Here is a 26,404-nt window from a genome sequence, read left to right on the forward strand (position 1 = left end):
AACAGCTCACTAGCTAGCGGCTGGGCGACTGCAGAAACTGTTCGCCAAAGCGCTCGGATAGCCGTCCAGTACGCCCTACATTCCCGAGTTTGATATTCAGCGACCGGATGTTCTGAATGACACGCTCATTCATATCGTTTTGGATGCGTGTCACCCAGCTACCATTGCGCAACTCGGAAGCCGACACCACGGCGCCCGCCACTTGACTCGGTGTGGTGACAGTGGGAGTACCCGCGGACGATGGCGCCGTCACGATGCGTGCCACCTCAACACTCTCAACGTGCTGCTCGACGGGCCCATCACGTAGCGGTCGGTTCAGGTTCGGGATCAATAACCGATTGATAATCTCGATCTGGCCATCAATGGCGACGACCTGTTCGAGACCAATTTCGATTTCCATATTGCCCAAACGAAACCCACCACGCTGCTGATCCAGCGCCGGTTCGTCCAGTCGTGGGGATGTAGTCCTCCAGTCAACGCTCCAGGCCGGTGAGCCCAGAACGCTCCCGACAATAGCCAACAGGGTCGTGACGCATCGACCTGCTCGCCGTCTTGCCAAAGCATCTGTATTGTTCATGGGGTCACCACTCCTGGCCCAATGGCGAAAAAAGTACAGTTCTATCCATCGGCGACATCCCCGTGGGCTGGTCACCGAGTGGCGCCCGCGCCACCTGCCCCCATTCATCTTCACGATTGAACATGGTCCGCCCTTCCGGCAAATGGCTCCGGATCACAAAGGCAATGCCGTCCCACCGTGAAAGGAAATCCGCATGGGTAAAGATTTTAAGCCCCCTGGACGGGTCGCCGACCAGCACCTCTCCTTCGGAAATACCTTTGACGACAACGAAATGGCGAAACCCGTCCATATCCAACAGCACCACCAGCGGGATACGGACGGCTTCCCGAAGCTGGCCGAGCGGCATACGAAACCCGTCCGCCAGGAACCCCTGATTCGCCAGATAACGCTTCATATCCAGCATCGAGAAACCTTGCCGACGGACCTTTTCCTCGTCGGCAAGGGCTATCATCGAGGTAAAGACCGTCTGTTCGGAGACCGGATGATCGTAGTGATACGTCAGCAATGAAGCGACGGCCGCTGACCCGCAGCTGAAATCATATTGCTGCTGCACGACGGTCAGAAAACGCCGCTCCTTGAAGCTGGTAACGTTCACCAGCAGATCTCCGCCCAGGCCAGGCAACACCACAGTGCCGGCCTGGGCCATGGATCCGCTGACAACCAGCGCTGCCAGAAGTAAAACCGTCACTTTGCGATCCATGGCCCGATCCCTCCGTTACTGATTGATCAGAACATTGATTTGCGTGCTGTCCTGTATCACCACATGATTACCCGTATTCTGGATAACCGTGGCGACGCCGTTCATGTTCTCGAATGCGTGGTCGGAGATGGTGTTGTTACCGGTCACCACCGTACCGCTGAGCACATTGTCGGAAACGATAGCGTTCTGTTCGGTATCATTGACCTGCCACTGAAAGGGAACTCCCTGTCGCCCGTTGGACTCCTCCAGTTGCCCCGATGTCAGCGCGGTCGCGCCTTCAAAAAGGGCTTCGTCAACCAATGCCGAGTCGTTCGCCGATACCACCTCGCCAGCCCACACGTCGTCAACCAACACAAAGCGGGAAAAGACCAACAGGCCAATCCAGAGCACACACCCGGTATAACGCCGTCCAGTTACCATGGCTGCACCTCCCGAGAGACAGCCGCACCTCTGCCAAAGGCGCGGCCTATCCCATCAAATTACCGTGAACCGCCACCAGTGCTCAGGTTGGACATCACACTCACGTTGGATTGGGTCACTGCACCCGCCCCGTTGTTCTGAGAGAACGCGCCCACACCGGTGAAGTTGGCTGAACCACCGGAAATCTCATTGTGATGAGAAACCGTCGCGTAAGAGCCTTCGCCGTTGGCGTCGCCGTAAGTGGACGTGATATTGGAAACACTGCCATCCAGCGCCGCATTGTTCAGGAAGACATCGAGGTCCAGCGTGGTGGTTGTGGCGCTATTATCGGAGTTGTCGGAATTATCCGAGTTATCCGACATATCATTACCGCTATCGGCGATCTTGAAGGAATCGTTGACGTTGGTGCTGTTATCCGAGCTGTCTGAGTTATCCGAACTATCCGAATTGTCTGAGTTATCGGAATTATCAGAGTTGTCATTGCCACTATCGGCAACATCAACATTGGTGCTGTTATCGGAACTGTCTGAGCTGTCGGAGTTGTCCGAATTATCTGAATTGTCGGAGTTGTCCGACATATCGTTACCGCTTTCCGCAATTTTGAAGGCGTCATTCACGTTGGTGCTGTTATCTGAACTGTCGGAATTATCCGAACTGTCAGAGTTATCAGACATGTCATTACCGCTATCCGCGATTTTGAAGGAATCAGTCGCGTTCGCACTGTTATCGGAGTTGTCAGAGTTATCTGAACTGTCGGAGTTATCGGAATTGTTAGTGTTGTCATTTCCGGAATCGGAGTTGCCGGAATATCCATTGTTTGCGCTGGAGGTATTGTCGGCATTCACGTTCGGATCGCCGTCGCCACCTTGATCGGCCAGTGCTGCGCCAGACAGGCCCAGACTCATTGCGATAGCCAGTACCAGCAAACTCTTTTGTGCTTTCATGATGTCGTTCCCTCTTTGGTTGGCAATGTCACTGGAGCCACGTTGATGCCGCGTCCAGCGGGCGCCGGTGAACCCATGACGGAAGACCGGCGAGGTGGGCATTAGCGATTCCCATGCCAATCGCCGAAGGAAGGCAACAGCTTGTTGAAAGGTTTACGTTTTTCTTCAAATAGCCTCGACGCTTCCAGAACCGGAGAGTAGCAACCTGTTCCAACCTTGAAACAGGTTCTAGCTATTTGAAGAACAAGCTCGAGCGAAATTTTCAGGGATTCAAGGTGTTAGTGAGGCGAGGAGCCTGTATTCACCATTGACGGATACAACAGGGTGAGTTTGGCTGAATCAGAACGCCATGGAGACTGGAAAACAAAAGCCCCGCTCGGAAGCGGGGCTTTTAATATATCGAGCCGGGGCCACAACCCCGGTCGATGACAACCGAACCGTTCGATTAACCGAACTGATTCATGGTGTTGTCTTTACCACCAGCCTTCAGGGCGGCGTCACCGGCGAAGAACTCTTTGTGGTCGTCGCCGATGTTAGAGCCCGCCATGTCCTGGTGCTTGACCGTGGCGATGCCCTGACGAATTTCCTTACGCTGCACGCCGCCGACGTAAGCCAGCATGCCTTCGTCGCCGAAGTAGCCCTTGGCCAGGTTGTCGGTGGACAGGGCCGCGGTGTGGTAAGTCGGCAGGGTGATCAGGTGGTGGAAAATACCCGCTTCGCGAGCGGCATCGCGCTGGAAGTTACGGGTCCACTCGTCAGCCAGCTGGCCCAGCTCGGTTTCATCGTACTCAGCGCCCATCAGAGCGGCACGGTCGTATGCAGACACGTCCTTGCCTTCTTCTTTCCATGCGTCGAAGACCTGCTGACGGAAGCTCAGGGTCCAGTTGAAGGACGGGCTGTTGTTGTAGACCAGCTTGGCGTTGGGCACCACTTCACGGACGCGATTGACCATGGCGGCGATCTGGCCAACGTGCGGCTTCTCGGTTTCGATCCACAGCAGGTCGGCGCCGTTCTGCAGGCTGGTGATACAGTCCAGAACCACACGGTCTTCGCCGGTACCCGGACGGAACTGGAACAGGCCGGATGCCAGACGCTTGGGCTTCATCAGCTTGCCGTTAGCCTTGATGACCACGTCGCCGTTGTTGATGTCTTCCGGCTTCTCGATGTAATCGCCATCCAGGAAGCTGTTGTACTGGTCGCCCAGATCGCCCGGCTCGTCGGTCACGGCCAGTTTCTGGGTCAGGCCAGCGCCCAGGGAGTCGGTACGGGCAACGATAACGCCGTCATCGATACCCAGCTCCAGGAACGCCAGACGCACGGCGTTGATCTTGGACAGGAAGTCGGCGTGGGGAACGGTGACTTTACCGTCCTGGTGGCCACACTGCTTCTCGTCGGAAACCTGGTTCTCGATCTGGACGCAGCAGGCACCGGCTTCGATCATCTTCTTGGCCAGCAGGTAGGTCGCTTCGGCGTTACCGAAACCGGCGTCAATGTCGGCAATAATCGGCACCACGTGAGTTTCGTGGTTCTCGATCTGCTCGAGGATGTCGGCGGCCTTGGCGGTATCGCCGGCGCTCTTGGCCTCTTCCAGGCCACGGAACAGGTGGTTCAGTTCCCAGGAATCCGCCTGACGCAGGAAGGTGTACAGCTCCTCGATCAGGCTGGCAACAGACGTCTTCTCGTGCATGGACTGGTCAGGCAGCGGGCCGAACTCGGAACGCAAGGCGGCAACCATCCAGCCGGACAGGTACAGGTAACGACGCTTGGTGGAACCGAAGTGCTTCTTGATGGAGATCAGCTTTTGCTGACCGATGAAGCCGTGCCAGCAACCCAGGGACTGGGTGTACTGCGAGGTGTCCTTGTCATAGTTCGCCATATCTTCGCGCATAATCTTCGCGGTGTACTTGGCGATGTCCAGACCGGTCTTGAACTTGTTCTGGGCGCGCATGCGAGCGGCGTGCTCAGGGTTGATCGCATCCCAGCCCTTCATCTTTTCCTTAAGGGCTTTGATGGCCTCGATGTCTTGGTTGTACTGTGACATGGTCGATCCCGTTTTCAGTTGAGTGAGCCAAACGTCCTGCCTGCAACGGTGATTACCGGGCGCTGCTGGCTGACGATAGGGCCATTCTACGAACCACATAGCCATAACTAAAATTTATATTATGTATTTCCGCTATTTTTTTAGTGAATGGCAGAGCGATTCGCCTAACTGCCTGTTTGATCATTAGTTAATCACCCACACGACATATCGCTACTTTCTATCGCTCTATCGCTCTATCGCTCTATCGTTCTATCGTTCTTTCTCGCTTCCTTGCTTTGCGCCTTTCTTCCTTTGCTTCTTGCTTTTTGTGCTTTCGCTTTCATAACGCCTTTCGTGTTCAAGGTTGCGAAGTTTCGCAATCCGGCGTACTCTCCACTCAATATACTGTATATATAAACAGTATCCAATAGAGTCTGGACCGTTCAACGCCAGGTAATCGCTATGCGCACACGCGGCACCGGGAATAACCCCCACAATCGCTACCAACCCCTCACGTCCGATCGGGATATGGACGACGGCTGGTACCATGATCCGGATGACATGCTGTGTCCTGACTCCGTCGCTACCCAGGTGATAGACGAACAGGTGCGCTCGATTATCAGTACCAACCAGTCACCGGATGTGCCCTTCGATCAGTCGATCAATCCCTATCGTGGTTGCGAGCACGGCTGCATCTACTGCTTTGCCCGGCCGACCCATGCCTACTGGGACCTTTCGCCGGGACTGGATTTCGAAACCCGGCTGATTGCCAAGCCTAATGGCGCCAGGCTTCTGCGGCAGACATTCGATAAACCGAACTATATGCCCAGCCCCATCGCCCTGGGCGTCAATACCGATGCCTACCAGCCGCTGGAAAAGAAACGCCGCCTGACCCGGGAATTGCTACAGGTGCTCCGTGAATACAATCACCCAGTATCGGTTATTACCAAAGGGGCCCTGATTCTGCGCGATCTGGACCTGCTTGCGAGCCTTGCCCGGGATGGCCTGTGTTCGGTGCGCGTCAGCCTGACGACACTGGACAACGATTTGAAACGCCGCATGGAACCACGGACCGCTGCCCCGGCTACGCGCTTGAAAATATTGAGAGAGCTGTCTGATGCTGGCGTGCCCACCGGTATCATCATGGGGCCGGTGATTCCCTTTATTAACGATGCCGAGATCGAGGCGGTACTGGAGGCAGCAGCGGAAAACGGTGCCCAGCGGGCGAGCTGGGTCATGCTTCGCTTGCCATTGGAGATCCATGAACTGTTCGAGGACTGGCTGCTACGTCACTTCCCCGACCGTGCCCGCCACGTGATGAACCGCATCCGCGACCTGCGCGGTGGCAAAGCCAATGACAGCCGCTTTGGCCATCGCATGCGTGGCCAGGGGGTTTACGCCGATCTGATCCGCCAGCGCTTCAACCGTAAGGTGAAAAAGCTGGGGCTGAACCAGCCGGGCGCCGAGCCTTTGCGCACCGATCTTTTTGCGCGGCCGGGCGGTGAGCAGTTGAACCTGATACCGGTGGCGTCGATATGAAATCGCAACGGATAAAACATGCATCACCCATGCCGGTGGGGTTTGATATTTCTTTGACACTCGCCTGACAAAACCCTGATAGCACCCTACTTATCATAGCGCCTCCCCAACGACCGAATTCCGGGATGGCGCGATGTCCAATCAGGTGCAGTCACACGCAGGTTCAATCACTCACACGGGCAACCCCGTGGAGGCGCAATCATTTGTCAGCCGCCTCTATCGGCCATTTCGAGGCGGAGGCGCCTATACGCCCCTGCTCATGCTGTTCTGCGCAATACTTCTTATTGGAAGCCTGTCCCGGCTGTTGCTCGTGATCTGGAAAGCGGACCGGTTTGCGGACACCGGAATCGGTGCCACTCTGTTCCTTCAAGGGCTTCGGGTCGACGCGATCGCTGCCGGGATGGCGGTCGCCGTTCCTTTGCTCCTGTTGCCCTTGCTCGCCCATCGATTCGGCTGGCCGGCCTGGCGCCGCTTCAGCTATATCTGGGCGCTGATTATGGTGTTTGCCGTCCTGTTTATGGAGTTGGCGACACCGCCTTTTATCGCCCAATATGACGTTCGACCCAACCGGCTTTTCATCGAGTACCTGAAGTACCCGCAGGAAGTTCTCGCTACGCTCTGGCATGGCTTCCGGTTGCCGGTGCTGCTGGGCTCCGGCCTGTGCATTCTGCTGACCGCCTTATTCGCCAGGCTGTTGCGCCCCTGGCTGCGCGAGCAGCGGCGGCCGGCCTACAAGTGGACACTCATGGCCTGGCCGGTAGCCGTGCTCGCCGTCTTTATGAGCATCCGTTCCACGACCGACCACCGGCCGGCCAACCCGGCCATGTTTGCCCTGACCTCCGATGCGCTAGTCAATTCCCTGATCCTGAATTCGGCCTGGTCGGTCGGTTTTGCCCTTTACAATCTCAAGCACGAAGCTCAGGCAAGCGAGGCTTACGGCGCCCTGAAACCACAGGCCATGCTCGATGAAATACGCAACGCCCCCTGGTTGCGAGGTGCAGACTTTCCCTCCGAGCAATACCCAACCCTGCACTATCAGGCGGCGACGGTGGAGCGGAAACGGCCGCTCAATCTCGTCATCATCCTGGAAGAAAGCCTGGGAGCCACCTTCGTGAAATCCCTCGGCGGCGTACCCGTAACTCCCAACCTCGAGACGCTCAAGGATCAGGGATGGTGGTTTGAAAATCTCTACGCCACGGGCACCCGCTCTGTCCGCGGCATTGAAGCGGTGGTCTCGGGCTACCTGCCATCGCCGGCACGCAGTGTGGTCAAGCTGTCTTTGTCGCAAAACCACTTCTTTACCCTGGCCGGGCTACTTCGGGAACAGGGCTACGACACCGGTTTCGTCTATGGCGGCGAGGCGCATTTCGACAACATGCGCAGCTTCTTCACCGGCAATGGCTTCGAGCAGATTATCGATCAAAGCGATTACATCGATCCCGCATTTACAGGTAGCTGGGGTGTTAGCGACGAGGATCTCTTCGCCATGGCCGACAAACAGCTCGCAGCTCTTCACCAGACAGGAAAACCTTTTTTCCGCCTGGTTTTTACATCGTCGAACCACACCCCATTTGAATTCCCCGACGGTCGTATCGATTTGCACGATGCCGACAAGCAAACCGTCAACAACGCCGTTAAATATGCCGATTACGCGCTGGGAGGTTTCATTGCCCAGGCCCGCCAACGTGACTACTGGAAGGACACCCTCTTCCTGGTTGTGGCCGATCATGACGACCGGGTATGGGGCAACGAACTTGTGCCCATCAAGAACTTTCACATTCCCGGGTTGATTCTCGGAGCCGACACCCAGCCCAAGCGCGTCGGGACACTGGCCAGCCAGATCGATCTGGCGCCCACCCTGCTGTCCCTGATGGGCGTGAGCGCCACACACCCGATGATCGGCCGGGACCTGACCCTGCCCGACGAGGCTCCGGGCCGGGCGATGATGCAGTTCTACGACAACTACGCCTGGTTGACGGCCAATAACGACGTAACCGTGCTGCGCCGTGACCAGCCACCGTTGAAGGGACATTACGACCCGCGTGCCGGGATCACCAACTATCTCCGCCAGGCGCCCGGCGAGGCTAGCGTTCGCGAGGCCAAAGCCCATGCCATGCTTCCGTTGTGGCTCTATCGCGAACGAAAGTATCCGGGCGCCGAAGACATCGCGCCTTGACGTTTCCCTGACTTTTGCTGAACACCGGCTTCACACACCGCTCGTTAGGATGTCCGTTATGCAAACAGGGCTAATGACAGATGGCCGCAGAGGTTGGCGGTGGCTTCGTTTTCTGCTGACCGGCGGACTCTCGACCGCTATCCACTGGACCGTGATGGCAGCAGCGATAGCGATCGGCCAGGCGGCGCTCACTGCAAGCATTATCGGCAGCGTCGCCGGTGCGCTGACGAACTACCAGCTTCAGCGCAACATCACCTTCAACCATCGAGGCGCCCATCGACCGGCGCTTGTACGTTACCTGCTTTGCTATGCCTTCGGCGGCATCGTCAACGCGGCCTTTTTCTGGCTGCTGCATGGCCCGCTCGAACTATCGACAGTACCGGCCCAAACGCTGACAACGGCGGTAATCACGGGTCTGAACTATGTGCTTTACGCGAGGATTGTGTTCCATGACTAGCATCAACACGGAACATCGGGCGGTCGCCCTGCCCACGAAACTACTTTCGATCATCGTACCGGTCTTCAATGAACGGGCCGTATTACCCATCCTGCTCGAGCATTTGCGTCCGATTCTCCGGCAACTCGAACTGAGAACTGAAATCGTCTTTGTCGACGATGGCAGCGAAGACGGCAGCGCAGAATTCATCCGGGGAGAAATTCTCAAGGATTCATCCCTACGGCTTGGCCGGCTAAGCCGTAATTTTGGTAAAGAAGCTGCGCTTACCGCCGGCATAGAGCTGGCCCGGGGGCACGCCATCGTCATTCTCGACGCCGACCTGCAGGACCCGCCCGAGCTGATTCCGGACATGGTCGCGCGCTGGCAGGCCGGCGCCGATGTGGTGTTGATGCAGCGGCGTTCGCGCAGTGGCGAGTCCGGTTTCAAGCGTTTCTGTGCCTACGGTTTCTACCGCATTCTCAATCGCGCCTGTCGCGGGACCATACCGGTCGACACCGGCGATTTCCGACTGATGAGCCGCAAGGCGGTGGACGCCCTGCTCACCCTGGAAGAACGCAACCGCTACATGAAGGGACTGTTCGCCTGGGTTGGCCTGCCCACTGCCGTTATCGAGTATGACCGGGCGCCGCGCTCGGCCGGTGTCTCGAAATGGGACACCTTCGGCCTGTTCGGACTCGCCCTGGAAGCGCTGACGTCATTCTCGATCATGCCCCTGCGCTGGACTGCCGGTATCGGGCTGACCGCAGCCATCGCGGGAGCACTGTTTGGGCTGTGGATCGTCGCCAAGGCCCTGATACTTGGTAACGTTACCGCCGGCTATCCGTCGTTGATCGCCATCATCACCTTCCTCGGGGGTATGCAGTTACTCGGTATCGGGATTGTCGGCGAGTATGTCGGCAAGACCTACCTGGAATCCAAACGCAGGCCGGTTTACATCCTGCGTGACATCGTCGAGCAGTCAGGGCCGGCGGATCGAAGCATCAATACATTCCACGAGGCCAGTCGTTATGTTGAAGCGGGTTAGTCCCTGGTTTTGGTTGTTAGCGGCCGTCCTGCTCAGCCGGCTTTTGAGCATGACGATTTTCCCCCTGGTGGACACCACGGAACCGCGTTACGGCGAGATCGCACGCCTGATGGCCGCCACCGGAGACTGGATTACCCCGTGGTTCGAGCCCGGTGTGCCGTTTTGGGGTAAGCCCCCCTTGTCATTCTGGGCCCAGGCGTTAGCCATACGCGCCTTCGGCCTGACCGAATTCGCGTTACGGTTTCCTTCCTGGCTCTGCATGCTGGCCACCGTCGCGCTCATCTGGCGGTACACCCTGGAGATCAGCGGTTACCGTACCGCTCGCTGGTGCGCGCTGATTCTCTCCAGTATGGCGCTGACCTACGTGGCCTCCGGCGCGGTGATGACGGACCCTTTCCTCGCGTTAGGTACGACCCTGAGCCTCGTGAGTTTCGGCATGGTCATCGCCGGCCGGGTCGACAACTGGCGCTGGCTCTTTTTTCTAGGGATCGCCATTGGTCTTCTGGCAAAAGGCCCGCTGGCCGTTGTGCTGACAGGGTTTCCCATGGCCCTGTGGCTATCCTGCCGTGCACGCTGGCACTTCTACGGCAGGAGTCTGCCCTGGGTAAGAGGCACCCTGCTGACACTGGCGATAACGCTACCCTGGTACATTGCCGCCGAACTCAAGACACCCGGTTTCCTGGATTACTTTATCGTTGGGGAACATATTCGGCGCTTTCTCGACCCAGGCTGGGCGGGCGACCTCTATGGCAGCGCCCATGACCAGCCGAAAGGCATGATTTGGATATTCTGGCTCTGGGCCTCTTTTCCCTGGGGTGTGCTGGGGCTGGCGGGCCTGGTCACGGTCGCCGTAAAAGGACAGGCTGGACGACTGCGCAGGCACCTCAGCGGCGACAAATACAGTCAGTTCGCCCTGATGTGCGCCCTGTCCCCCATGCTATTTTTCACGCTCGCGGGCAATACGCTCTGGACTTACATTCTGCCGTCTCTACCTTTTAGCGCGCTGCTGATTGCCGAAGCCGTTAATGCCTGGCAAGTGCGGCTTACCCGCACCCGCCGTAACGTCGGTAGAGCCCTGATTCCGGCAACACTGGCGACGCCGGTTCTATTATCCGCGTTCGCATTGGTAGCCGTGACCAATCAACAGGAACTCAAGACAGAAGAAGGTGTGGCGAGCTACTATTTCTCGCAGCGCCAGCCCGGCGATAGCGCGCTACTCTATCTCGACAAACTGCCTTTCTCAGCCCAATTTTATAGCCGCGGAACCGCTAACGAGGTGACGCTGGAAGAGCTGCTCGATATGCATCAGAATCAGGCGTTTCAGCGCTATTTTGTCGCCGTGCCCAGAGATGAGGAAAACCGGGTGCTCGCCAAGCTACCGGTATCGCCCCGGATCGGGGCCGAGAACCAGCGCTACGTGCTACTCCAGTTTGAAGACCCGAAAGTACCGACCGAAGGCTGAGTGATCCATGTCAAAACCGCCGTCGCACACGTCAGGAGTGGTCAGCCCACTTCGCCTTCTCATCGTCGAAGATCAGGTCGACCTGGCTGAAAATCTGTTTGAGTTTTTGGGTGAGAGCCGTTATGCGCTGGATTTCGCGGCCGACGGCCTGACGGCGTTACACCTGCTGGCCACCCATAACTACGATGTGATCGTGCTGGACCTGATGCTGCCCGGCGTTTCGGGCTTCGAGATCTGCCGGCGCATCCGCAATGACCTGCAATGTTCAACACCGATCATCATGATGACCGCACGCGGATCGATGACGGATAAAGAACAGGGCTTCGAGTTCGGCGCCGACGACTACCTGGTCAAACCCTTTGAACTACGCGAACTGCAACTGCGTATCGAGGCCCTCCATCGCCGCTATAGCGGTCCGGGACAGACCGGACTGGTGGCGGGCCCGGTGCGCTTTGATCCGGGCACGCTGAGGGTCGACCTGGCTGGCCAGCAGGCCGAATTGACGGGCATCCCCGCCCGGCTGTTCGAGTTACTGGTGCGCGCCTATCCCAACTTCCTCAGCCACGAAGCCCTCAGCGAAACCATCTGGGGCCACGACGGCGCCGGTATCGAAGGGCACACGCTACGAACCCACATTTACTCTCTACGCCAAACACTGCAAAAAGCCCTTGGGCATTCTCTGATCAAAACCGTCTACGGGCGAGGCTACCGTATCGACCCACCGGCTGAGGTGGAGTCATCGTTACGGTGAGACGCTCCCTGGCAACCCGGCTTTTCCGCAACCTCTTTCTGGTCAGTCTGGTCACCGCGCTACTCTCCATCGGCGGTATCGAACTTTTCTATGGGGATATGGAAGACACCATTCTCACACTTGAGCTGACCGAGGAGCGGACGTTTTTTCGCCAACAGATTAACGAAGCCCGTTACCAGACCTGGCGAACGGCCCGGCTCCGCGCCTTTTATCTCCCCAAGGGCGAAAGCGATGCGGTGTTGCCAGAGTACCTGCAGGGCAGGCCGTCGCCTTTTTCGGATGAGATTGAGCTTCCCGGGGCGACCTACCTGGTATTGGTCACCGACGTGGATACGCCACCGGGCCGCCTGTATCTCTCCCAGGACATTTCAATCATGGAAGAACAGGAGCTGCTTTCCCAACTCACCGTTATGGCTGTGTTGCTGGGTATGGCCCTGTTGGGTTTTATCCTTTCCCGGCTGAGCGCCCGCTATCTCGTGCACCCGTTACGCAAGCTGACCCACCAAATCCAGGGGACGGAGCCGGCAAAGTCCATGCGCCGGCTTGAAACCAACTACCGCGACACCGAATTTGCCGATATCGCGGCGGCCTTCAATCGCTTTCTGGACGCCATTGAAACCTTTGTCGAGCGGGAGAAATCGTTCGTCAAACTGGCCAGCCACGAACTGCGCACGCCGCTGGCGGTGATGACCGGCGCTTTGGATATCATCGAGAGGCGAGACAGCCTGTCGCCGGCAGACAAACGCACCCTCGCCCGCATTCGGCGCGCGACTCAGGACATGCAGTCCGACGTCGATGTACTGCTTAAACTCGCCCGTGGGCATATCGACAGTGACGAGCACCGCACACTGAGCCTCCACCACAGCATCGAAGATACATTGGATGAATTGGAGAGCAGCCAGGCCGATTATCGATCCAGACTCCGGTTCACGCCTGGCCCGTCCGACCAGACCGTAACGACGGACCCAGCCCTCCTGCGCATGTTGCTGCGCAATCTGCTGCTAAATGCGTTGAAACATACCCAGCAAACCGTCGAAATTGACGCTCTCCCAGGGCACCTGCGTATTCGCGACTACGGCAGTGGACTACCGGACCATATCTCCGAAAGACTCACTCATACGCCCTTGGCTGAAGAGGGACGTATTCAGGAAACCAGTTTCGGCTTGTTGATCGTCCAACTGATTTGCGAACGGCTTGGCTGGCAACTGGCCGTCATCCAGACCAGCCCCAAGGGCACGGAAATCGAGATCCGGTTCGACGACACGGTAAAGATTCACTAACTCAAAATCCGGGAAACCGCTCCATCTGCCAGCAAAAAACGGAAGGAAACATTACCATTTGTCGGGTATCGATCTGGTGCGTACCTAGGCCAAGCTGGTTCTCTTCTCCGTCGTCAACCCGTCGGCTCGCCTCCTACCTCTCTGTTTCTAAAACCTTTCCCGGATATTGTCGGACACAGTAGAAATCGACCTCATTCAGGTCATTCATGCCGCGAATAACCGCATGTCGTTTTTTCGATTGCTCAGTGAACATCCAGTCACTAGTTTTAAAAGCCACTGCAATCTGTACTTCCCGCAGAGCGCACTACAAAAATTTAAAACAAACAGCGACAGGATACGCAACCCTATGAAACGACTCCTCACAGCCTTCATGAGCTGCGTGGTAATGGCGGGGGCCGCACCCCTCGCCTCCGCAGCAGAGGCCAACAAAGAACTGAAGATGGCCTACGACGCCGATCCCATCAGCCTCGACATCCACGAGCAGCTCTCCGGCGGCATGCTTCAGTTGTCGCACATGAATTTCGATCCACTCATTCGCTGGACCAAGGATCTGGAATTCGAACCCCGCCTGGCCAAGAGCTGGGAACGGGTCGACGACAAGACTATGCGCTTTCACCTGCGCGAAGGCGTCAAGTTCCACTCCGGCAACACGCTGACCAGCGAAGACGTGAAGTTCACCTTCGAGCGTCTTAAAAAGAGTCAGGACTACAAGGCGATTTTCCAGCCGTTCAGCGAGCTCAAGGTCATTGACGAACACACTTTCGAGCTGATCACCAAAGAGCCCTACCCGCTGGTACTGAATACCGCCACCTACATCTTCCCGCTGGACAAGGCGTTCTACACCGGGACCGACAAAGACGGCAAGGACAAGAGCGCCATTAGTAAGCAGGCGAATACCTTCGCGTCTCGCAACCAATCCGGCACTGGTCCGTTCAAAGTGACCTCGCGCCAGCAAGGCGTAAAAGTGGAATTCGAGCGCTTCGAAGACTACTGGGACCAGGACTCGCCGGGTAACGTCGGCCAAATCGTCCTGACGCCCATCAAGGAGAACAACACCCGTGTCTCCGCCCTGCTCTCCGGCGGCGTGGACTTCATCGCACCGGTTCCGCCCACCGATCTCGATCGTATCAAGAACGACCCCAAGACCAACCTGGTCACCATGAGCGGCACCCGCATCATCCTGTTCCACATGAATCAGGAGCGGGTCGAAGCCTTTAAAGACAAGCGCGTGCGCCAGGCCATTGCCTACGCCATCAACCAGGAAGGCATCGCGGCCAAGATCATGAAAGGTTTCGCCACCCCGGCCGCCCAGCTTTCCCCGGAAGGCTACCAGGGCCACGTCGACAGCCTGGAAAAGCGCTTTGATGTCGAGAAGGCCAAGCAGCTGATGAAAGAAGCGGGCTACGAGGACGGTTTCACCATCTCCATGATGGCGCCCAACAACCGTTACGTGAACGACGACAAGATTGCTCAGGCGGTTGCCGCCATGCTGGCTCGCATCAACATCAGGGTCGACCTGAAGACACTGCCGAAAGCCCAGTACTGGCCCGAGTACGATAACCGTGCTGCGGACATGATGCTGATCGGCTGGCATGCGGATACCGAGGACTCGGCCAACTTCTACGAGTTCCTGACCATGTGCGTGGACGCCGAGTCCGGCACCGGCCAGTACAACGCCGGCAACTACTGCAACCCGGAGCTGGACAAGCTGGTGCAGCAGGCCAACGTCGAAACCGATACCGCCAAGCGCACCGAGATGCTGCAGAAAGTGGAAAAGGGTCTGTATGAAGATGCCGCTTTCGTCCCGCTGCACTGGCAGGATCTGGCCTGGGCCTCCAAGGAGAACGTGAAGATCGAGCCGATCCTCAACGTAATGAACTTCCCCTATATCGGTGACCTGGTCGTTGAGTAACGGGACCTGAAATAAAAACCGGGTCCAACGCGACAGCGGACCCGGTTTTTTTGTACCCGCTCATGCAGATGAGCACGCAGTAAACCAATAAAACCCGGGAACACGCGGCTTTTCGGCGGCGCTTCCCAGCCAGTTTTCGGTGTGACCCCATGTTAGCGTTTTTGGTTCAACGGATAGGCCAGGCGATCCTGGTAATGTTCGTGATCAGCGTGATCAGCTTTGCCATCCGGGATGGTTTGGGCGATCCGTTGCGAGAAATGGTCGGGCAGTCCGTGTCCGAGGCCGAACGGGAACAGCTCCGCGAGGACTTGGGCCTGAACGATCCCTTCCTGGTGCAATATGTTCGCTTTGCCGGCAATGCAATCCAGGGCGATCTGGGCAACTCCTATTTCTATGGCAAACCCACCATGGATGTCATTATGGAGCACCTGCCCGCCACATTGGAGCTGGTCATCGCCGCCGGCCTGATGATCGGCTTTCTGTCCGTGCCTATCGGGGTTTATGCCGCGATCCGGCCACGCGCATTACTATCAAAATTTTTCATGGGCGTGAGTACGGTGGGCATTTCCATCCCGGTGTTCCTCACGGCCATCGTTCTGATCCAGCTGTTCTCCATCGGCGTGACGGTGTCCTGGTTCCCGTCAGACACCGGCTGGGGCCAATGGTTAAACGATTTTTTCTCCACCGATGGCGGCATGCCGTCCTATGGTCGCGGCGAGCTGACGCATCTGTTTGGCAGCTGGCACTCCAATTTCTTCACCTGGAACGGCCTGTTGCACCTGCTCCTGCCGGCGGTATCCCTGGCGTCGATCATGCTGCCGCTGTTTATCCGTCTGATCCGCGCCGAAATGATGGAAGTGCTGCAGAGCGACTATATCCGCTACGCCCAGGCAAAGGGCGTCTCACCGCGCCGCATCCACTTCCTGCATGCCCTGAAGAACACCATGCTGCCGGTGATCACGGTTGGCGGGGTGCAATTGGGCATCATGGTGGCCTACACCATTCTCACCGAAACCGTATTCCAGTGGCCCGGCGTCGGTTTGATGTTCCTCGAGGCCATCACCCGCAGCGACATTCCGCTGATCGTCGCCTATCTGATGGTGGTGGGCCTCATTTTCGTCATCACCAATACGGTGGTTGACCTGATCTATGGTCTGGTGAACCCCACAGTCAAACTGACAGGTAAGAAGGCATGACCACAGCGACCGCAACTGCATCCCGCTGGAGCCGCTTCCGGGAATCCTTTCTCTGGTACAGCTTCAAACGTGACAAGGTGGCGATTGCCAGCTTCATCGTCTTCGTGCTGATCGCCCTGGCGGCCATCTTCGCGCCGGTGCTGGCTCCGCACGATCCATACGACCTGGCTACCATCAACATCATGAACTCGGAACTGCCGCCGATCTGGGGCGACGGCGCCGATCCGGCTTTCCCCCTGGGTACCGATGCCCAGGGGCGCGACCTGCTTTCCACGATCCTTTACGGCACGCGCGTATCGCTGCTGATCGGTTTTGGCGCGGTCATCCTGCAAGCGGCGCTGGGCATCCTGTTTGGCCTGCTGGCGGGGTATCTGGGCGGTCGGGTGGATTCCATCCTGATGCGTATCGCCGATGTGCAGCTGTCGTTCTCCACCCTGATGGTGGCGATTATCGTCGGCGCCGTGTTCAAGGCCAGCTTCGGCAACCTGATGTTCGGCGAGATCGCCGTCTACATGCTGATCCTGATCATCGGCGTAGCGGAGTGGCCGCAGATCGCCCGCACCGTGCGCGCTTCGGTGCTGGCCGAAAAAAAGAAGGAATACGTGGACGCAGCGAAGGTCATGGGCTTTCGCACCAAGCGCATCATGTTCCGCCACATCCTGCCCAACACGCTGTCGCCAATCTTCGTAATCGGCACCGTGCAGATCGCCAACGCGATCATTTCCGAGGCGGCGCTGTCGTTCCTCGGTCTGGGCATGCCGGAAACCCAGCCGTCGCTGGGCTCGCTGATCAAATCCGGTTTCGATTATATCCAGAGCGGTTCCTGGTGGATCACGCTGATTCCCGGCCTGGTGCTGGTGGTCCTCGTGCTGGTCATCAACCTGTTGGGTGACTGGCTGCGTGATGTGATGAACCCGAGACTGTACAAGGGGTAAGCCATGGCACTGCTGGAAGTTAAAGATCTCGATGTCCGCTTCGCTGTGCGTGGCGGCGACCTCAAGGCCCTGCGCAAGATCAGCTTCTCCCTGGACAAGGGCGAGCGGCTGGGCCTAGTAGGGGAATCCGGCGCCGGCAAGTCAGTCGCCGCCTTCTCCATCCTCAACCTGATTGCCCGCCCCGGTTACATCGCCGGCGGCGAAATCCTGTTCGAAGGCAAGAACCTGGCCGCCATGAGCGACCGGGAGCTGCGTAAGATTCGCGGCAACCGTATCGCCATGATCTTCCAGGATCCGATGATGACGCTGAACCCGGTGCTGAGCATCGGCACCCAGATGGTCGAGGCCCTCAAGGCACACCGCCGCATCAGCACCAAGGCGGCGCGGCAGATCGCCCTGGACCGGCTCAAGCAGGTGCAGATCCCATCGCCGGACAAACGGCTGGACCAGTACCCCCACGAGCTGTCGGGCGGCATGCGCCAGCGGGTGATCATCGCCATCGCCCTGCTGCTGGACCCGGAAATCATCATTGCCGACGAGCCTACAACCGCCCTGGACGTCACCATCCAGGCGGAAATCATGGCCCTGCTGCTGGAGCTGTGCGAGCAGCGCAACGTCGCCCTGATGCTGATCACCCATGACCTGGGCGTGGTATCCCAGGTAAGCCAGCGCATGCTGGTCATGTACGCCGGGCGCATCATCGAGCAGGGTCCGACCAAGGAAATCATCAACGACGCCCAGCACCCCTACACTCAGGGCCTGATCAACGCCCTGCCGCAAATGGGTGAGCCGGGGCGCCGCCTGTTCCAGATACCCGGTTCCATGCCGTCGCTGGCGAAGATCCCCACCGGTTGCCCCTTCCACCCGCGCTGCCAGTTCGCCACCGATCTGTGCAAGCAGGAAATGCCGGAATACGTAGCCTCCGGCAACGTCGATGTGGCCTGCCATGAAGTGCGCAAGCTGATCGACGAAGAGAAACAACAGCGGGAGATGACACCATGACGGCCCAACCCCTGGTTCAAATACGGGATCTGAAGAAGCGCTTCGACCTCTCCGGCAACTTCCTGGAGCAACTGCGTTTCCGCAACGGCCGCTTTGTGCGTCACCAGGAATTCGTCCATGCCATCAATGGCGTCAACCTGAACGTACAAAAAGGCGAAGCCCTGTGCGTGGTGGGCGAATCCGGCTGCGGCAAGTCCACCGTAGCACGTACCGTGATGGGCCTGCTGTCGCCGTCAGAGGGCGAGATCCATTACAGCGGCCAACGCATCGACGACATGGAAGGCAAGGCCGTCCTGCCCTATCGCCAGAAAATGCAGATGATCTTCCAGAACCCCTATGCCTCGCTGAATCCGCGGATGAGTATCCAGCAAACCCTGGAGGAGCCGATCAAGTTCCATCATCCGAACTGGTCGAAAGTCGAGATTCGCGACAAGGTGCACGAGGTCATGCATTCGGTGGGCATCGACCCCGACTGGGGCAAACGCTTCGGCCACGAATTCTCCGGCGGACAGCGCCAGCGTATCGCCATTGCCCGAGCCCTGGCGGTCGACCCGGAATTCATCGTCGCCGACGAGCCGATTTCCGCACTGGACGTGTCCATCCAGGCACAGGTGCTGAACCTGCTCATGGACGCCCAGGAAGACCGTGGCCTGACCTACCTGTTCATCACCCACGATCTCTCGGTGGTGGAACATTTCGGCACCCGCGTAGCCGTCATGTACCTGGGGACCGTCTGCGAACTGGCGGATACCAAAACGCTGTTCGACAGCCCGCGCCACCCGTATACCCAGGCGCTGCTATCGGCGATCCCGCGACTGGAGGATGACCGGCCCAACCACATCCGCCTGCACGGCGAAGTCTCGACCCCGGTGCACCTGCCGTCAGGTTGCGTGTTCCACGGGCGCTGTCCCTACGCCAACGACCGTTGCAGACAGGAAGTCCCCCAGTTGATCGCCACCGACGGCGGCGCGCAGGTGGCTTGCCATGCTGTGGAAGAGGGCCGTCTATAGTGTTCTATAGCGCAAGTCCGCGAAGCGAACACGCAGACAGGTAGCCCAGGCATGGAAGTACGCTGGTTAGAAGACTTCATGGCATTGGCCAAAACGCGGCATTTTTCCCGTGCGGCGGACATGCAGCATGTCAGTCAGCCCACGTTCAGCCGGCGCATCAAGCTGCTGGAAGACACCATGGGCGCAACGCTGATCAACCGCCAGACCCTGCCTCTGTCGCTAACGCCGGCGGGAGAAGTCTTCCTGGACATGTGCGAGCGCATTACCCGGGACGTGCGCGATACGCGAGAGCAGATCGCGTCTCTGGAGGCCGATGCCGCAACGCGCATCAGCGTCGGCTCAACCCAGGGACTGTTCTCCCATTTCTTTTCGGGGTGGGCGGAAGAAACCGGCCTGCGAGAGCGGTTGGAGATCAATCTCAAGTCCATCAACTGGGTTGGCGAGGATTTTCTCGACGCCCTGGATAACGGCGAAGTGGACATAGCGCTGTGCTACTGGCACGACGACCTGCCTTGGAAGCACCGGTTGGATGCATCGCGCTACGACTGGCTCACCCTGACGGACGAGCAGATCACGCCGTTCAGTATCTGCCAGGAGTCCGGCGCACCGCGCTTTTCGCTGCCCGGCTCGCTGGAGCAGCCGGTGCCGGTGATTGCTTACCACCCGCGCGGCTTTCTGGCGTCGGCCATCCTAGCCAAGCTCGGGCGGACCCGGCCCCAGGCGCACCTGCTGCCGTTGAACGAGAACACCCACTCCGCCAGCGTCAAAGCGCTGATCAAGCAGGGGTTCGGCATGGGCTGGCTACCCTACCGGATGGGCGAAAAGAGCGAACATTTCGGACAACTTCAGCGCGCCGGCGACGAGCGCTGGGACGTGCACGTGGAGATCCGTCTGATTCGTCTGCGCCAGCCACGCACGGACGATACCCTGAACCTATGGAATGAACTGGTAACGCAATATGCCTGACACGCGACTCGACGACCTGCAGCAAGCCCATATCCGGCAACTGCAAAAAGCCTACGCCGATATCCTGCAACAGCAGGGTTACGATGCCGTACTGATCAGCTCCGGCGCTGCACCTGTACGCTATGCCGACGACCAGTACCATCACCACCAGGGCTACGGCCACTTCCTGCACTGGACCGGGCTCGCCGGCATCGAACACAGCTGGCTATTGATCGATCGCGACGGCAGTGCCCGGTTGTGGCTGCATACACCGGTGGACTTCTGGCACGCCACGGCTGAGATTCCCGCCGAGGCCTGGACCCAACTGATTCACGTGGAAGGCCAGGCCGGCACCGGCGTTCCCGAAATCGCCTACCCCGAGCGTCTCGCCGTCATTGGCGACCCAGCCCAGATCAACACGGTTAAGGGTCAGGTCAACCCACCCGCGCTGCTGGCGGCGCTGGATCACCTGCGGATCTACAAATCGGAGTACGAGGTCGAATGTATCGAGCGTGCCAACGCCCAGGCTGCGCGGGGCCACAAGGCAGCGCGTGACGCTTTCCTGAACGGTGCCAGCGAATTCGCCATTAATCTCGCTTACCAGCAGGCCACCGCGCAGCGAGAAGTGGATGCCCCCTACCACAGCATCATCGGACTCAATGACCATGCCGGTATCCTGCATTACCAGCACTATCAAATCGACTCCCCGCCGCGAGCCCGCAGCCTGCTGATCGACGCCGGCTGCCGCTACCGCGGTTACTGCTCCGATATCACACGGACCACCGCCGCACCTGGCGAGAGCCGCTTTCAAGCGCTGGTCAACGGCGTCGAGTCCCTGCAACAGCGCCTGTGCGACGCCGTCGCTCCGGGGGCGGACTACGTCGAGCTGCATCACCGCACGCACTTGGGGATTGCCGCATTGCTCAAAGCGGCGGACCTGGTCACCGGACTATCCGAGGAAGCCATGGTGGACAAACAGATCACCCGCGCCTTCTTCCCTCACGGCCTGGGCCACTTCCTCGGCATCCAGGTGCACGATGTGGCCGGCAAGCCACGCCCCTCGCCGGAACACGCCCCGGCTCTACGCCTGACGCATCGTCTGGAACCCGGCATGGTCGTTACCATCGAGCCGGGGCTGTATTTTATTCCGTCTCTGCTCCCGCCCCTTCTCAACGGCGCCGATGGCCAGCACCTGAACCGGCCGCTGATCGACGAACTCAAGAGCTGCGGCGGCATCCGGATCGAAGACAATGTGCAGGTGACCGATAGCGGCGCTCGCAATCTGACCCGCCCATACCTACCTGAATAGGATTTCAAGGACGCACCATGCCCCACCACGAACAGTTCGCAAGCGACAACTACGCCGGTATCTGCCCGGAAGCCTGGGACTTTATGGGCCGCGCCAACGAGCGCGATGCCAGTGCCTACGGTGAGGACCCATGGACCCAGATGGCGGCGGACCGTCTGCGCGAGACCTTCGAGTCCGACTGCGAGGTGTTCTTCGTGTTCAACGGCACCGCCGCCAATTCCCTGAGCTTGGCGGCCATGTGCCAGTCCTTCCACAGCGTGATCTGCCACGAACTGGCCCACGTGGAAACCGACGAATGCGGCGGCCCGGAATACGCCTCCAACGGTTCGAAGCTCTTGGTCGGCGACGGCCCCAACGGCAAGCTGACGCCAGAGAGCATCGAGCGGCTGGTCACCCGGCGCACAGACATCCACTACCCCAAGCCCCGGGTCATCACGCTCACCCAGTCTACGGAAGTGGGCACCCTCTATACGGTCGAGGAGCTCAAAGCCATTCGCGAAGTGGCCGACCGGTACGGCCTGCGCATCCACATGGACGGCGCTCGCTTTGCCAACGCCGTGGCATCGCTGGATGTAACCCCGGCGGAGATCACCTGGAAGTCCGGCGTCGACGTATTGTGCTTTTCAGGCACCAAGAATGGTTTGGCTGTGGGCGAAGCGATCCTGTTCTTCAACCGGGAACTGGCAGAGGATTTCGAGTGGCGTTGCAAGCAGGCGGGGCAACTGGCTTCAAAGATGCGCTTCATCTCCGCCCCCTGGTGCGGCCTGCTGGAGAATGGGGCCTGGCTGAAGAACGCCGAACACGCCAATGCCTGCGCCGCGCGCCTTGAGGCAGGCATCAGCCAACTGGACGGACTTGAGCTTTGCTTCCCGCGCCAAGCCAATGCGGTGTTCGTCGACCTGCCGGAAGCGGTACAGGCCCAACTACGTGCCAAGGGCTGGCACTTCTATACCTTTATCGGCGGCGCCGCGCGCTTCGTATGCTCATGGTCCAGCACGCTGGAGCAGGTGGATCGGCTGGTGAAAGATATCGCAGCTGCAACCCGAGCCTGATCCGGTCAGGGTGCGGCCAGGCCGGGCGGCGTGTTGAAGTCCTGGACAATACGCCGATAGTCTTCGGTCTCTCGGTAGGCGCGCAGTTCGCGATCGAAGGCAGCTACAAGTTCGGGCGGCACCGCCAACGAGAAGGCAAGGTATACAGGGCCTCCACTGACCGTTTTCTCGGAGGCCACCAACTGATCGGCGATGCCGAGCTTTCTCGCCGCGTACCAGCCCACGGCCCGATTGGCCAGAAAGGCGTCGACGCGGCCGAACGTCACCAGCTGCAGACCGGCGCCGATATCACGTATCTCCGTGCGCTTGAAATCAGCTGCGGATTCCACTTCAAGGCCGTACGAATAGCCTGCCGATACCGCGACATGCTTACCCGCTAGACTCGCCAGACTTTCAACTACCACGGGATCTTGCTTGCGTGAAAAAACGACGGTCTCGCTGAAAAATAGGGGAACGGACGAGAAGCGCATACGCCGGCTCCGCTCGCTTGACGAGAAAGCACCGATCAGCCCGTCCTTTCGCTTGCGCGACACCTGCTCCAAAGCGCGTTTCCAGGGCACGAACGCCACTGAAACCTGAATACCGGCCCTTTGCGCAACGTTCTGGGTGATCGTCCACAGCGGACCGGTGGGCGAGCCGTCCGCCGATTGCGCAATAAACGGAGGCCAGGTCTCGGTCACCAGACTCAGCGTCTGCGCCGAGGTTAACGGCGCGAATAATGTTAGGAAAACAAGACAGAGGGTAAGCAACCCACCTCGAAAACAGCCTGCGGACAACATTCTCGCAACTCACTCCGGTGGACGACATCTGCAGAGTATCAGCCGACAGCCACGAGCGGTGTTCGCCATCGCTCGATGTCGCCTAACAGGACATACTCAGATGAACGCTGTCAGATGCCAAACGATGCGAACACCCCGGGCTGACTTTCCATAGCCCCTGGGTTCAACCAGATCAGAATGACGCCAGCCGCAAATGCGGGCATGGCGTCTTGGTGCAGATTATCACCAACCCCAGCCACTTTATTAGATGCAAAAGACAACTTTTGCAAAATCATCGGGAGCAAAGACCAAGGCACTCAGCGCTTGAATTTGGTTTCCAGCACTACCGCCGAATTGGTTCTTTCCACGCCGTCCAAATTACCGATCTCATCCAGCACCGCGCTCAACGCCTCCAGCGACTGAGCCTGGACGATAGCCAACAAGTCGTATTCGCCGCTCACCGAATAGAGCTGGGCCACGTGACTGATTTGCTCCAGCGCGATATTGGTCTTGGCGGTCAACTTCTGATGCACCTTAATCGAAACATGGGCTTCCACCTGCTGGGCGGTGTACTCGCCGCCCACATCCAGGGAATATCCCTTGATAACCCCATTGGCCTCAAGACGGGCAATTCGGTTCTGCACTGTCGAACGCGACAGATTCAAGGCGCGGGCCAGATCCGAAACACTGGTACGGGCATTGCGGCGCAGCAAAAAAAGCAGCCGCTGGTCCTGTTGATTGATCATATTGCTCTTTCAAACCGTTATTTTGACCGATTCTGTCACTATTCCGGCTATTTCGACACTAAAAACTGACATAACCAAACCGCATAATAGTGGCAATAGCGCTCACACACCTTAAGGGTTGGCGACTAAGTTCCTGAAAAGCGGTTACTTCGATGCAAGTCCCTCGCGCCCCGGTCAGCCAAGGCTGAATACAGTTCCACGACGCGGTTTTTCGATAGCCGCTTTACGAAAAAGAGGATGCGCCATGATTATTCGACCGATTGCGCATAAGGACCTGCCCGCCCTGCAAGCGATTGCCATAGAGTCCGGCGCTGGCTTCACCTCTCTGGTGGACGACCGCGAATTCCTGATTAACAAGATCCAGCACTCGATCGACAGCTTCGCCCGTTGCGTCCAGCAGCCGGAAGACGAGGGCTACCTGTTCGTGCTGGAAGATCCGGATACCGGCGAGGTGATCGGCACCACCGGCATCGAGGCTTCCGTGGGCCTGGACAGTCCGCTCTACCACTACCACAAGAGTCAGGTGGTACATCGTTCCCGGGAGCTGGGTCTGTTCAAGCGGGTGGATGTGCTCAACATGTGCAACCATTACACCGGCTGCAGCGAGATCTGCACCCTGTTCCTGCGCCCGCAGTTCCGGCGTCCCAACGCGGGCAAGCTGCTGTCCAAGGTGCGCTTCCTGTTCATGGCTCAGAACCCGCAGCGCTTTGCCAGCACGGTGATAGCCGAGATGCGCGGCATCTCCAGCGATGACGGTATTTCACCCTTCTGGGACTGGCTACGCAGCAACTTTGTCGATCTGGATTTTGCGACCGTCACCCAGCTCGTCGGGGCCGGCAACAATGGATTTATCGCCGAGCTGATGCCCAAGTACCCGCTCTACACCCATCTATTGAGCGAAGACGCCCAGTCGGTGATCGGCGAAGTTCACGAGAAGACGCGCCCTGCCTTGCGCCTGCTGGAGGCCGAGGGCTTTCGTCATAAGGGGTATGTGGACCTGTTCGACGCGGGCCCCACGGTAGAAGCCGAACTGGATCAAATCCGCAGCATTGCCGGTTCCGTGGAATGCCGGGTGCAGGTAATCAAGGAAGGCACATCCGCATTCAAACCCAAAGCTGAAGGTATGGGACAGGCGGTCATGGTGGCAAACACGGCAGTGGAGCATTTCCGCGCCACGATCACTGACCAAGCCACCTACCTGCCTCAACACGATCTGCTACAACTACCGTCAGCACTGGCCGAATCTTTGGGCCTGCGCGACGGCGCCAGCGCTCGTTTTATCCCGATGGCGACCGCCAAGACCAGCGGTCTGCCCGAGACCGCGGCCGCACAGCCCGTTCCGCAGCCCCGTCAGCAACAGGAGCTCAAGTATGCACTCTGATCGCGATACCCTTTTCCAGAATCTCTGGGACAACTACCGCGAAGTGACCCCCAAGGCCGAGGAAATTCACCGCATCCTCGGCGGCACCCAGGGCAGCGAGATCGTCAACGACCACATCGCCCTGCGAACCTTCAACATCGACAAAGTAAGCCTGAGCAAGCTGGCCGAGCACTTCCTTCAGCTCGGCTACCGGGAAGGGGGCGAATACCACTTCGAAGCCAAGAAGCTCTATGCCAAGCACTTCGAACACGACGACCCGACCGCGCCCAAGGTGTTCATCTCCGAACTGCTGGTGGAGAAGTTTTCTCCGGAGCTGCAGAAGACCGTGCACGAAATGGTGGATCAGGTCAGCGAGGAAACCGTCACCGCCGATAACTTCCTCTATTCCGGCACGCACTGGCAGGTCGACTATGCGACCTACCAACAGCTTTTGGCCGAGAGCGAATACGCCGCCTGGATGGCCGCCTGGGGTTACCGTGCCAACCACTTCACAGTCAGCGTGAACCAATTGAAGCAATTCAAGACGCTGGAAGACGTGAACCAACTGCTGAAAGATGAAGGCTACACCCTCAACAGCTCAGGCGGCGAGATCAAAGGATCGCCGGAAGAACTGCTGGAGCAGTCCTCCACCATGGCGGATAAGGTCGATGTCCGGTTCAAGGACCAGACGGCCACTATTCCCAGCTGCTTCTATGAATTCGCCCTGCGCTACCCCAAGCCGGACGGTCAACTTTACTCCGGTTTCGTCGCGGCCTCGGCGGACAAGATCTTCGAGAGCACCGACGCGGGCATGTAAGGCGCGGGAACA

At 58.7% G+C, this 26,404-nt stretch carries 24 protein-coding genes; 17 read left to right on the forward strand and 7 right to left on the reverse strand.

The genetic code is table 11. The annotated features are described in order from the left end of the window. Positions 1–13: 13 nt before the first annotated feature. From FXO11_RS17990 to FXO11_RS18010, 5 genes are all read right to left on the reverse strand, one after another. On the reverse strand, positions 14–577 hold the full coding sequence (locus FXO11_RS17990; protein WP_148864319.1) for a hypothetical protein: 564 nt from the start codon (positions 575–577) through the stop codon (positions 14–16). A gap of 4 nt (positions 578–581) precedes the next feature. Beyond that, positions 582–1,277 (reverse strand): C39 family peptidase, encoded by a 696-nt coding sequence (locus FXO11_RS17995; protein ID WP_148864320.1) that lies wholly within the window; start codon positions 1,275–1,277, stop codon positions 582–584. 15 nt (positions 1,278–1,292) lie between these two features. Beyond that, on the reverse strand, positions 1,293–1,697 hold the full coding sequence (locus FXO11_RS18000; protein ID WP_148864322.1) for a hypothetical protein: 405 nt from the start codon (positions 1,695–1,697) through the stop codon (positions 1,293–1,295). A 59-nt stretch (positions 1,698–1,756) separates the two neighbouring features. Continuing rightward, positions 1,757–2,743 (reverse strand): hypothetical protein, encoded by a 987-nt coding sequence (locus FXO11_RS18005; protein ID WP_227545957.1) that lies wholly within the window; start codon positions 2,741–2,743, stop codon positions 1,757–1,759. Between the two features lie 343 nt (positions 2,744–3,086). After that, positions 3,087–4,682, reverse strand: coding sequence for an isocitrate lyase (locus FXO11_RS18010; protein ID WP_148864323.1), 1,596 nt, complete (start codon positions 4,680–4,682; stop codon positions 3,087–3,089). A 441-nt stretch (positions 4,683–5,123) separates the two neighbouring features. Between FXO11_RS18010 and FXO11_RS18015 the strand changes: the two genes are divergently transcribed. From FXO11_RS18015 to FXO11_RS18085, 15 genes are all read left to right on the forward strand, one after another. Beyond that, positions 5,124–6,200: a PA0069 family radical SAM protein gene (locus FXO11_RS18015; protein ID WP_148864325.1), complete on the forward strand. Its 1,077-nt coding sequence runs from the start codon at positions 5,124–5,126 to the stop codon at positions 6,198–6,200. A gap of 133 nt (positions 6,201–6,333) precedes the next feature. Continuing rightward, entirely contained in the window at positions 6,334–8,376 is a 2,043-nt protein-coding gene (locus FXO11_RS18020; RefSeq protein ID WP_202980248.1) for an LTA synthase family protein, read from the forward strand. A 58-nt stretch (positions 8,377–8,434) separates the two neighbouring features. Next, entirely contained in the window at positions 8,435–8,833 is a 399-nt protein-coding gene (locus FXO11_RS18025) for a GtrA family protein (RefSeq protein WP_168203198.1), read from the forward strand. Beyond that, entirely contained in the window at positions 8,826–9,857 is a 1,032-nt protein-coding gene (locus FXO11_RS18030; protein WP_148864327.1) for a glycosyltransferase family 2 protein, read from the forward strand. Before FXO11_RS18025 ends, FXO11_RS18030 begins: the two co-directional genes overlap by 8 nt. A 49-nt stretch (positions 9,858–9,906) precedes the next feature. After that, positions 9,907–11,319: an ArnT family glycosyltransferase gene (locus FXO11_RS18035; protein ID WP_227545958.1), complete on the forward strand. Its 1,413-nt coding sequence runs from the start codon at positions 9,907–9,909 to the stop codon at positions 11,317–11,319. 7 nt (positions 11,320–11,326) lie between these two features. After that, entirely contained in the window at positions 11,327–12,070 is a 744-nt protein-coding gene (locus FXO11_RS18040; protein WP_148864329.1) for a response regulator transcription factor, read from the forward strand. Then, positions 12,067–13,350, forward strand: a complete 1,284-nt coding sequence (locus tag FXO11_RS18045; protein WP_148864330.1) for a sensor histidine kinase — start codon at positions 12,067–12,069, stop codon at positions 13,348–13,350. The genes FXO11_RS18040 and FXO11_RS18045 overlap by 4 nt, the downstream gene beginning before the upstream one ends. 346 nt (positions 13,351–13,696) lie before the next feature. Then, entirely contained in the window at positions 13,697–15,262 is a 1,566-nt protein-coding gene (locus FXO11_RS18050; RefSeq protein ID WP_148864331.1) for an ABC transporter substrate-binding protein, read from the forward strand. Positions 15,263–15,411: 149 nt separating this feature from the next. Beyond that, positions 15,412–16,458 carry an ABC transporter permease gene (locus tag FXO11_RS18055; RefSeq protein ID WP_148864332.1) on the forward strand — a complete coding sequence of 349 codons (1,047 nt, stop codon included), beginning with the start codon at positions 15,412–15,414 and terminating at the stop codon, positions 16,456–16,458. Next, positions 16,455–17,393, forward strand: a complete 939-nt coding sequence (locus FXO11_RS18060) for an ABC transporter permease (protein WP_148864333.1) — start codon at positions 16,455–16,457, stop codon at positions 17,391–17,393. The genes FXO11_RS18055 and FXO11_RS18060 overlap by 4 nt, the downstream gene beginning before the upstream one ends. Before the next feature lie 3 nt (positions 17,394–17,396). Continuing rightward, positions 17,397–18,395, forward strand: coding sequence for an ABC transporter ATP-binding protein (locus FXO11_RS18065; protein ID WP_148864334.1), 999 nt, complete (start codon positions 17,397–17,399; stop codon positions 18,393–18,395). Further along, positions 18,392–19,405: an ABC transporter ATP-binding protein gene (locus FXO11_RS18070; protein WP_148864335.1), complete on the forward strand. Its 1,014-nt coding sequence runs from the start codon at positions 18,392–18,394 to the stop codon at positions 19,403–19,405. The genes FXO11_RS18065 and FXO11_RS18070 overlap by 4 nt, the downstream gene beginning before the upstream one ends. A gap of 51 nt (positions 19,406–19,456) precedes the next feature. Continuing rightward, positions 19,457–20,371, forward strand: coding sequence for a LysR family transcriptional regulator (locus tag FXO11_RS18075; RefSeq protein ID WP_148864336.1), 915 nt, complete (start codon positions 19,457–19,459; stop codon positions 20,369–20,371). Continuing rightward, on the forward strand, positions 20,364–21,659 hold the full coding sequence (pepQ, locus tag FXO11_RS18080; RefSeq protein ID WP_148864337.1) for a Xaa-Pro dipeptidase: 1,296 nt from the start codon (positions 20,364–20,366) through the stop codon (positions 21,657–21,659). The genes FXO11_RS18075 and pepQ overlap by 8 nt, the downstream gene beginning before the upstream one ends. 17 nt (positions 21,660–21,676) lie before the next feature. Then, the gene (locus tag FXO11_RS18085) at positions 21,677–22,711 is read left to right on the forward strand and encodes a threonine aldolase family protein (RefSeq protein WP_148864338.1); all 1,035 of its coding nucleotides are present in this window, start codon (positions 21,677–21,679) and stop codon (positions 22,709–22,711) included. A 5-nt stretch (positions 22,712–22,716) separates the two neighbouring features. Here FXO11_RS18085 and FXO11_RS18090 read toward each other — a convergent pair whose 3' ends face one another. Both FXO11_RS18090 and FXO11_RS18095 read right to left on the reverse strand, forming a co-directional pair. Further along, on the reverse strand, positions 22,717–23,391 hold the full coding sequence (locus FXO11_RS18090) for a substrate-binding periplasmic protein (RefSeq protein WP_168203199.1): 675 nt from the start codon (positions 23,389–23,391) through the stop codon (positions 22,717–22,719). 395 nt (positions 23,392–23,786) lie between these two features. Then, positions 23,787–24,215 carry an Lrp/AsnC family transcriptional regulator gene (locus tag FXO11_RS18095; RefSeq protein ID WP_148864340.1) on the reverse strand — a complete coding sequence of 143 codons (429 nt, stop codon included), beginning with the start codon at positions 24,213–24,215 and terminating at the stop codon, positions 23,787–23,789. A gap of 244 nt (positions 24,216–24,459) precedes the next feature. Here FXO11_RS18095 and astA point away from each other — a divergent pair, with 244 nt between their 5' ends. Continuing rightward, a complete protein-coding gene (gene astA, locus FXO11_RS18100; RefSeq protein WP_148864341.1) occupies positions 24,460–25,596 on the forward strand; it encodes an arginine N-succinyltransferase in 1,137 nt (378 codons plus the stop codon). Next, a complete protein-coding gene (locus FXO11_RS18105; RefSeq protein WP_148864342.1) occupies positions 25,586–26,392 on the forward strand; it encodes a DUF1338 domain-containing protein in 807 nt (268 codons plus the stop codon). Before astA ends, FXO11_RS18105 begins: the two co-directional genes overlap by 11 nt. The last annotated feature ends 12 nt before the right edge of the window (positions 26,393–26,404 follow it).

Origin of the sequence: Marinobacter fonticola, assembly GCF_008122265.1 — a bacterium.
In the GTDB taxonomy this organism is placed as follows: domain Bacteria; phylum Pseudomonadota; class Gammaproteobacteria; order Pseudomonadales; family Oleiphilaceae; genus Marinobacter_A; species Marinobacter_A fonticola.

Excerpts from the sequence above, each read along its gene's own strand:
- FXO11_RS18040 (WP_148864329.1), top strand. The coding sequence starts at position 11,327 with ATGTCAAAACCGCCGTCGCACACGTCAGGAGTGGTCAGCCCACTTCGC.
- astA (WP_148864341.1), top strand. The coding sequence starts at position 24,460 with ATGATTATTCGACCGATTGCGCATAAGGACCTGCCCGCCCTGCAAGCG.
- FXO11_RS18065 (WP_148864334.1), top strand. The coding sequence starts at position 17,397 with ATGGCACTGCTGGAAGTTAAAGATCTCGATGTCCGCTTCGCTGTGCGT.
- FXO11_RS18005 (WP_227545957.1), bottom strand. The coding sequence starts at position 2,743 with ATGCCCACCTCGCCGGTCTTCCGTCATGGGTTCACCGGCGCCCGCTGG.
- pepQ (WP_148864337.1), top strand. The coding sequence starts at position 20,364 with ATGCCTGACACGCGACTCGACGACCTGCAGCAAGCCCATATCCGGCAA.
- FXO11_RS18105 (WP_148864342.1), top strand. The coding sequence starts at position 25,586 with ATGCACTCTGATCGCGATACCCTTTTCCAGAATCTCTGGGACAACTAC.
- FXO11_RS18075 (WP_148864336.1), top strand. The coding sequence starts at position 19,457 with ATGGAAGTACGCTGGTTAGAAGACTTCATGGCATTGGCCAAAACGCGG.
- FXO11_RS18050 (WP_148864331.1), top strand. The coding sequence starts at position 13,697 with ATGAAACGACTCCTCACAGCCTTCATGAGCTGCGTGGTAATGGCGGGG.
- FXO11_RS18095 (WP_148864340.1), bottom strand. The coding sequence starts at position 24,215 with ATGATCAATCAACAGGACCAGCGGCTGCTTTTTTTGCTGCGCCGCAAT.
- FXO11_RS18035 (WP_227545958.1), top strand. The coding sequence starts at position 9,907 with ATGACGATTTTCCCCCTGGTGGACACCACGGAACCGCGTTACGGCGAG.
- FXO11_RS17995 (WP_148864320.1), bottom strand. The coding sequence starts at position 1,277 with ATGGATCGCAAAGTGACGGTTTTACTTCTGGCAGCGCTGGTTGTCAGC.
- FXO11_RS18000 (WP_148864322.1), bottom strand. The coding sequence starts at position 1,697 with ATGGTAACTGGACGGCGTTATACCGGGTGTGTGCTCTGGATTGGCCTG.
- FXO11_RS17990 (WP_148864319.1), bottom strand. The coding sequence starts at position 577 with ATGAACAATACAGATGCTTTGGCAAGACGGCGAGCAGGTCGATGCGTC.
- FXO11_RS18030 (WP_148864327.1), top strand. The coding sequence starts at position 8,826 with ATGACTAGCATCAACACGGAACATCGGGCGGTCGCCCTGCCCACGAAA.
- FXO11_RS18020 (WP_202980248.1), top strand. The coding sequence starts at position 6,334 with ATGTCCAATCAGGTGCAGTCACACGCAGGTTCAATCACTCACACGGGC.
- FXO11_RS18060 (WP_148864333.1), top strand. The coding sequence starts at position 16,455 with ATGACCACAGCGACCGCAACTGCATCCCGCTGGAGCCGCTTCCGGGAA.
- FXO11_RS18070 (WP_148864335.1), top strand. The coding sequence starts at position 18,392 with ATGACGGCCCAACCCCTGGTTCAAATACGGGATCTGAAGAAGCGCTTC.
- FXO11_RS18015 (WP_148864325.1), top strand. The coding sequence starts at position 5,124 with ATGCGCACACGCGGCACCGGGAATAACCCCCACAATCGCTACCAACCC.
- FXO11_RS18055 (WP_148864332.1), top strand. The coding sequence starts at position 15,412 with ATGTTAGCGTTTTTGGTTCAACGGATAGGCCAGGCGATCCTGGTAATG.
- FXO11_RS18085 (WP_148864338.1), top strand. The coding sequence starts at position 21,677 with ATGCCCCACCACGAACAGTTCGCAAGCGACAACTACGCCGGTATCTGC.
- FXO11_RS18025 (WP_168203198.1), top strand. The coding sequence starts at position 8,435 with ATGCAAACAGGGCTAATGACAGATGGCCGCAGAGGTTGGCGGTGGCTT.
- FXO11_RS18010 (WP_148864323.1), bottom strand. The coding sequence starts at position 4,682 with ATGTCACAGTACAACCAAGACATCGAGGCCATCAAAGCCCTTAAGGAA.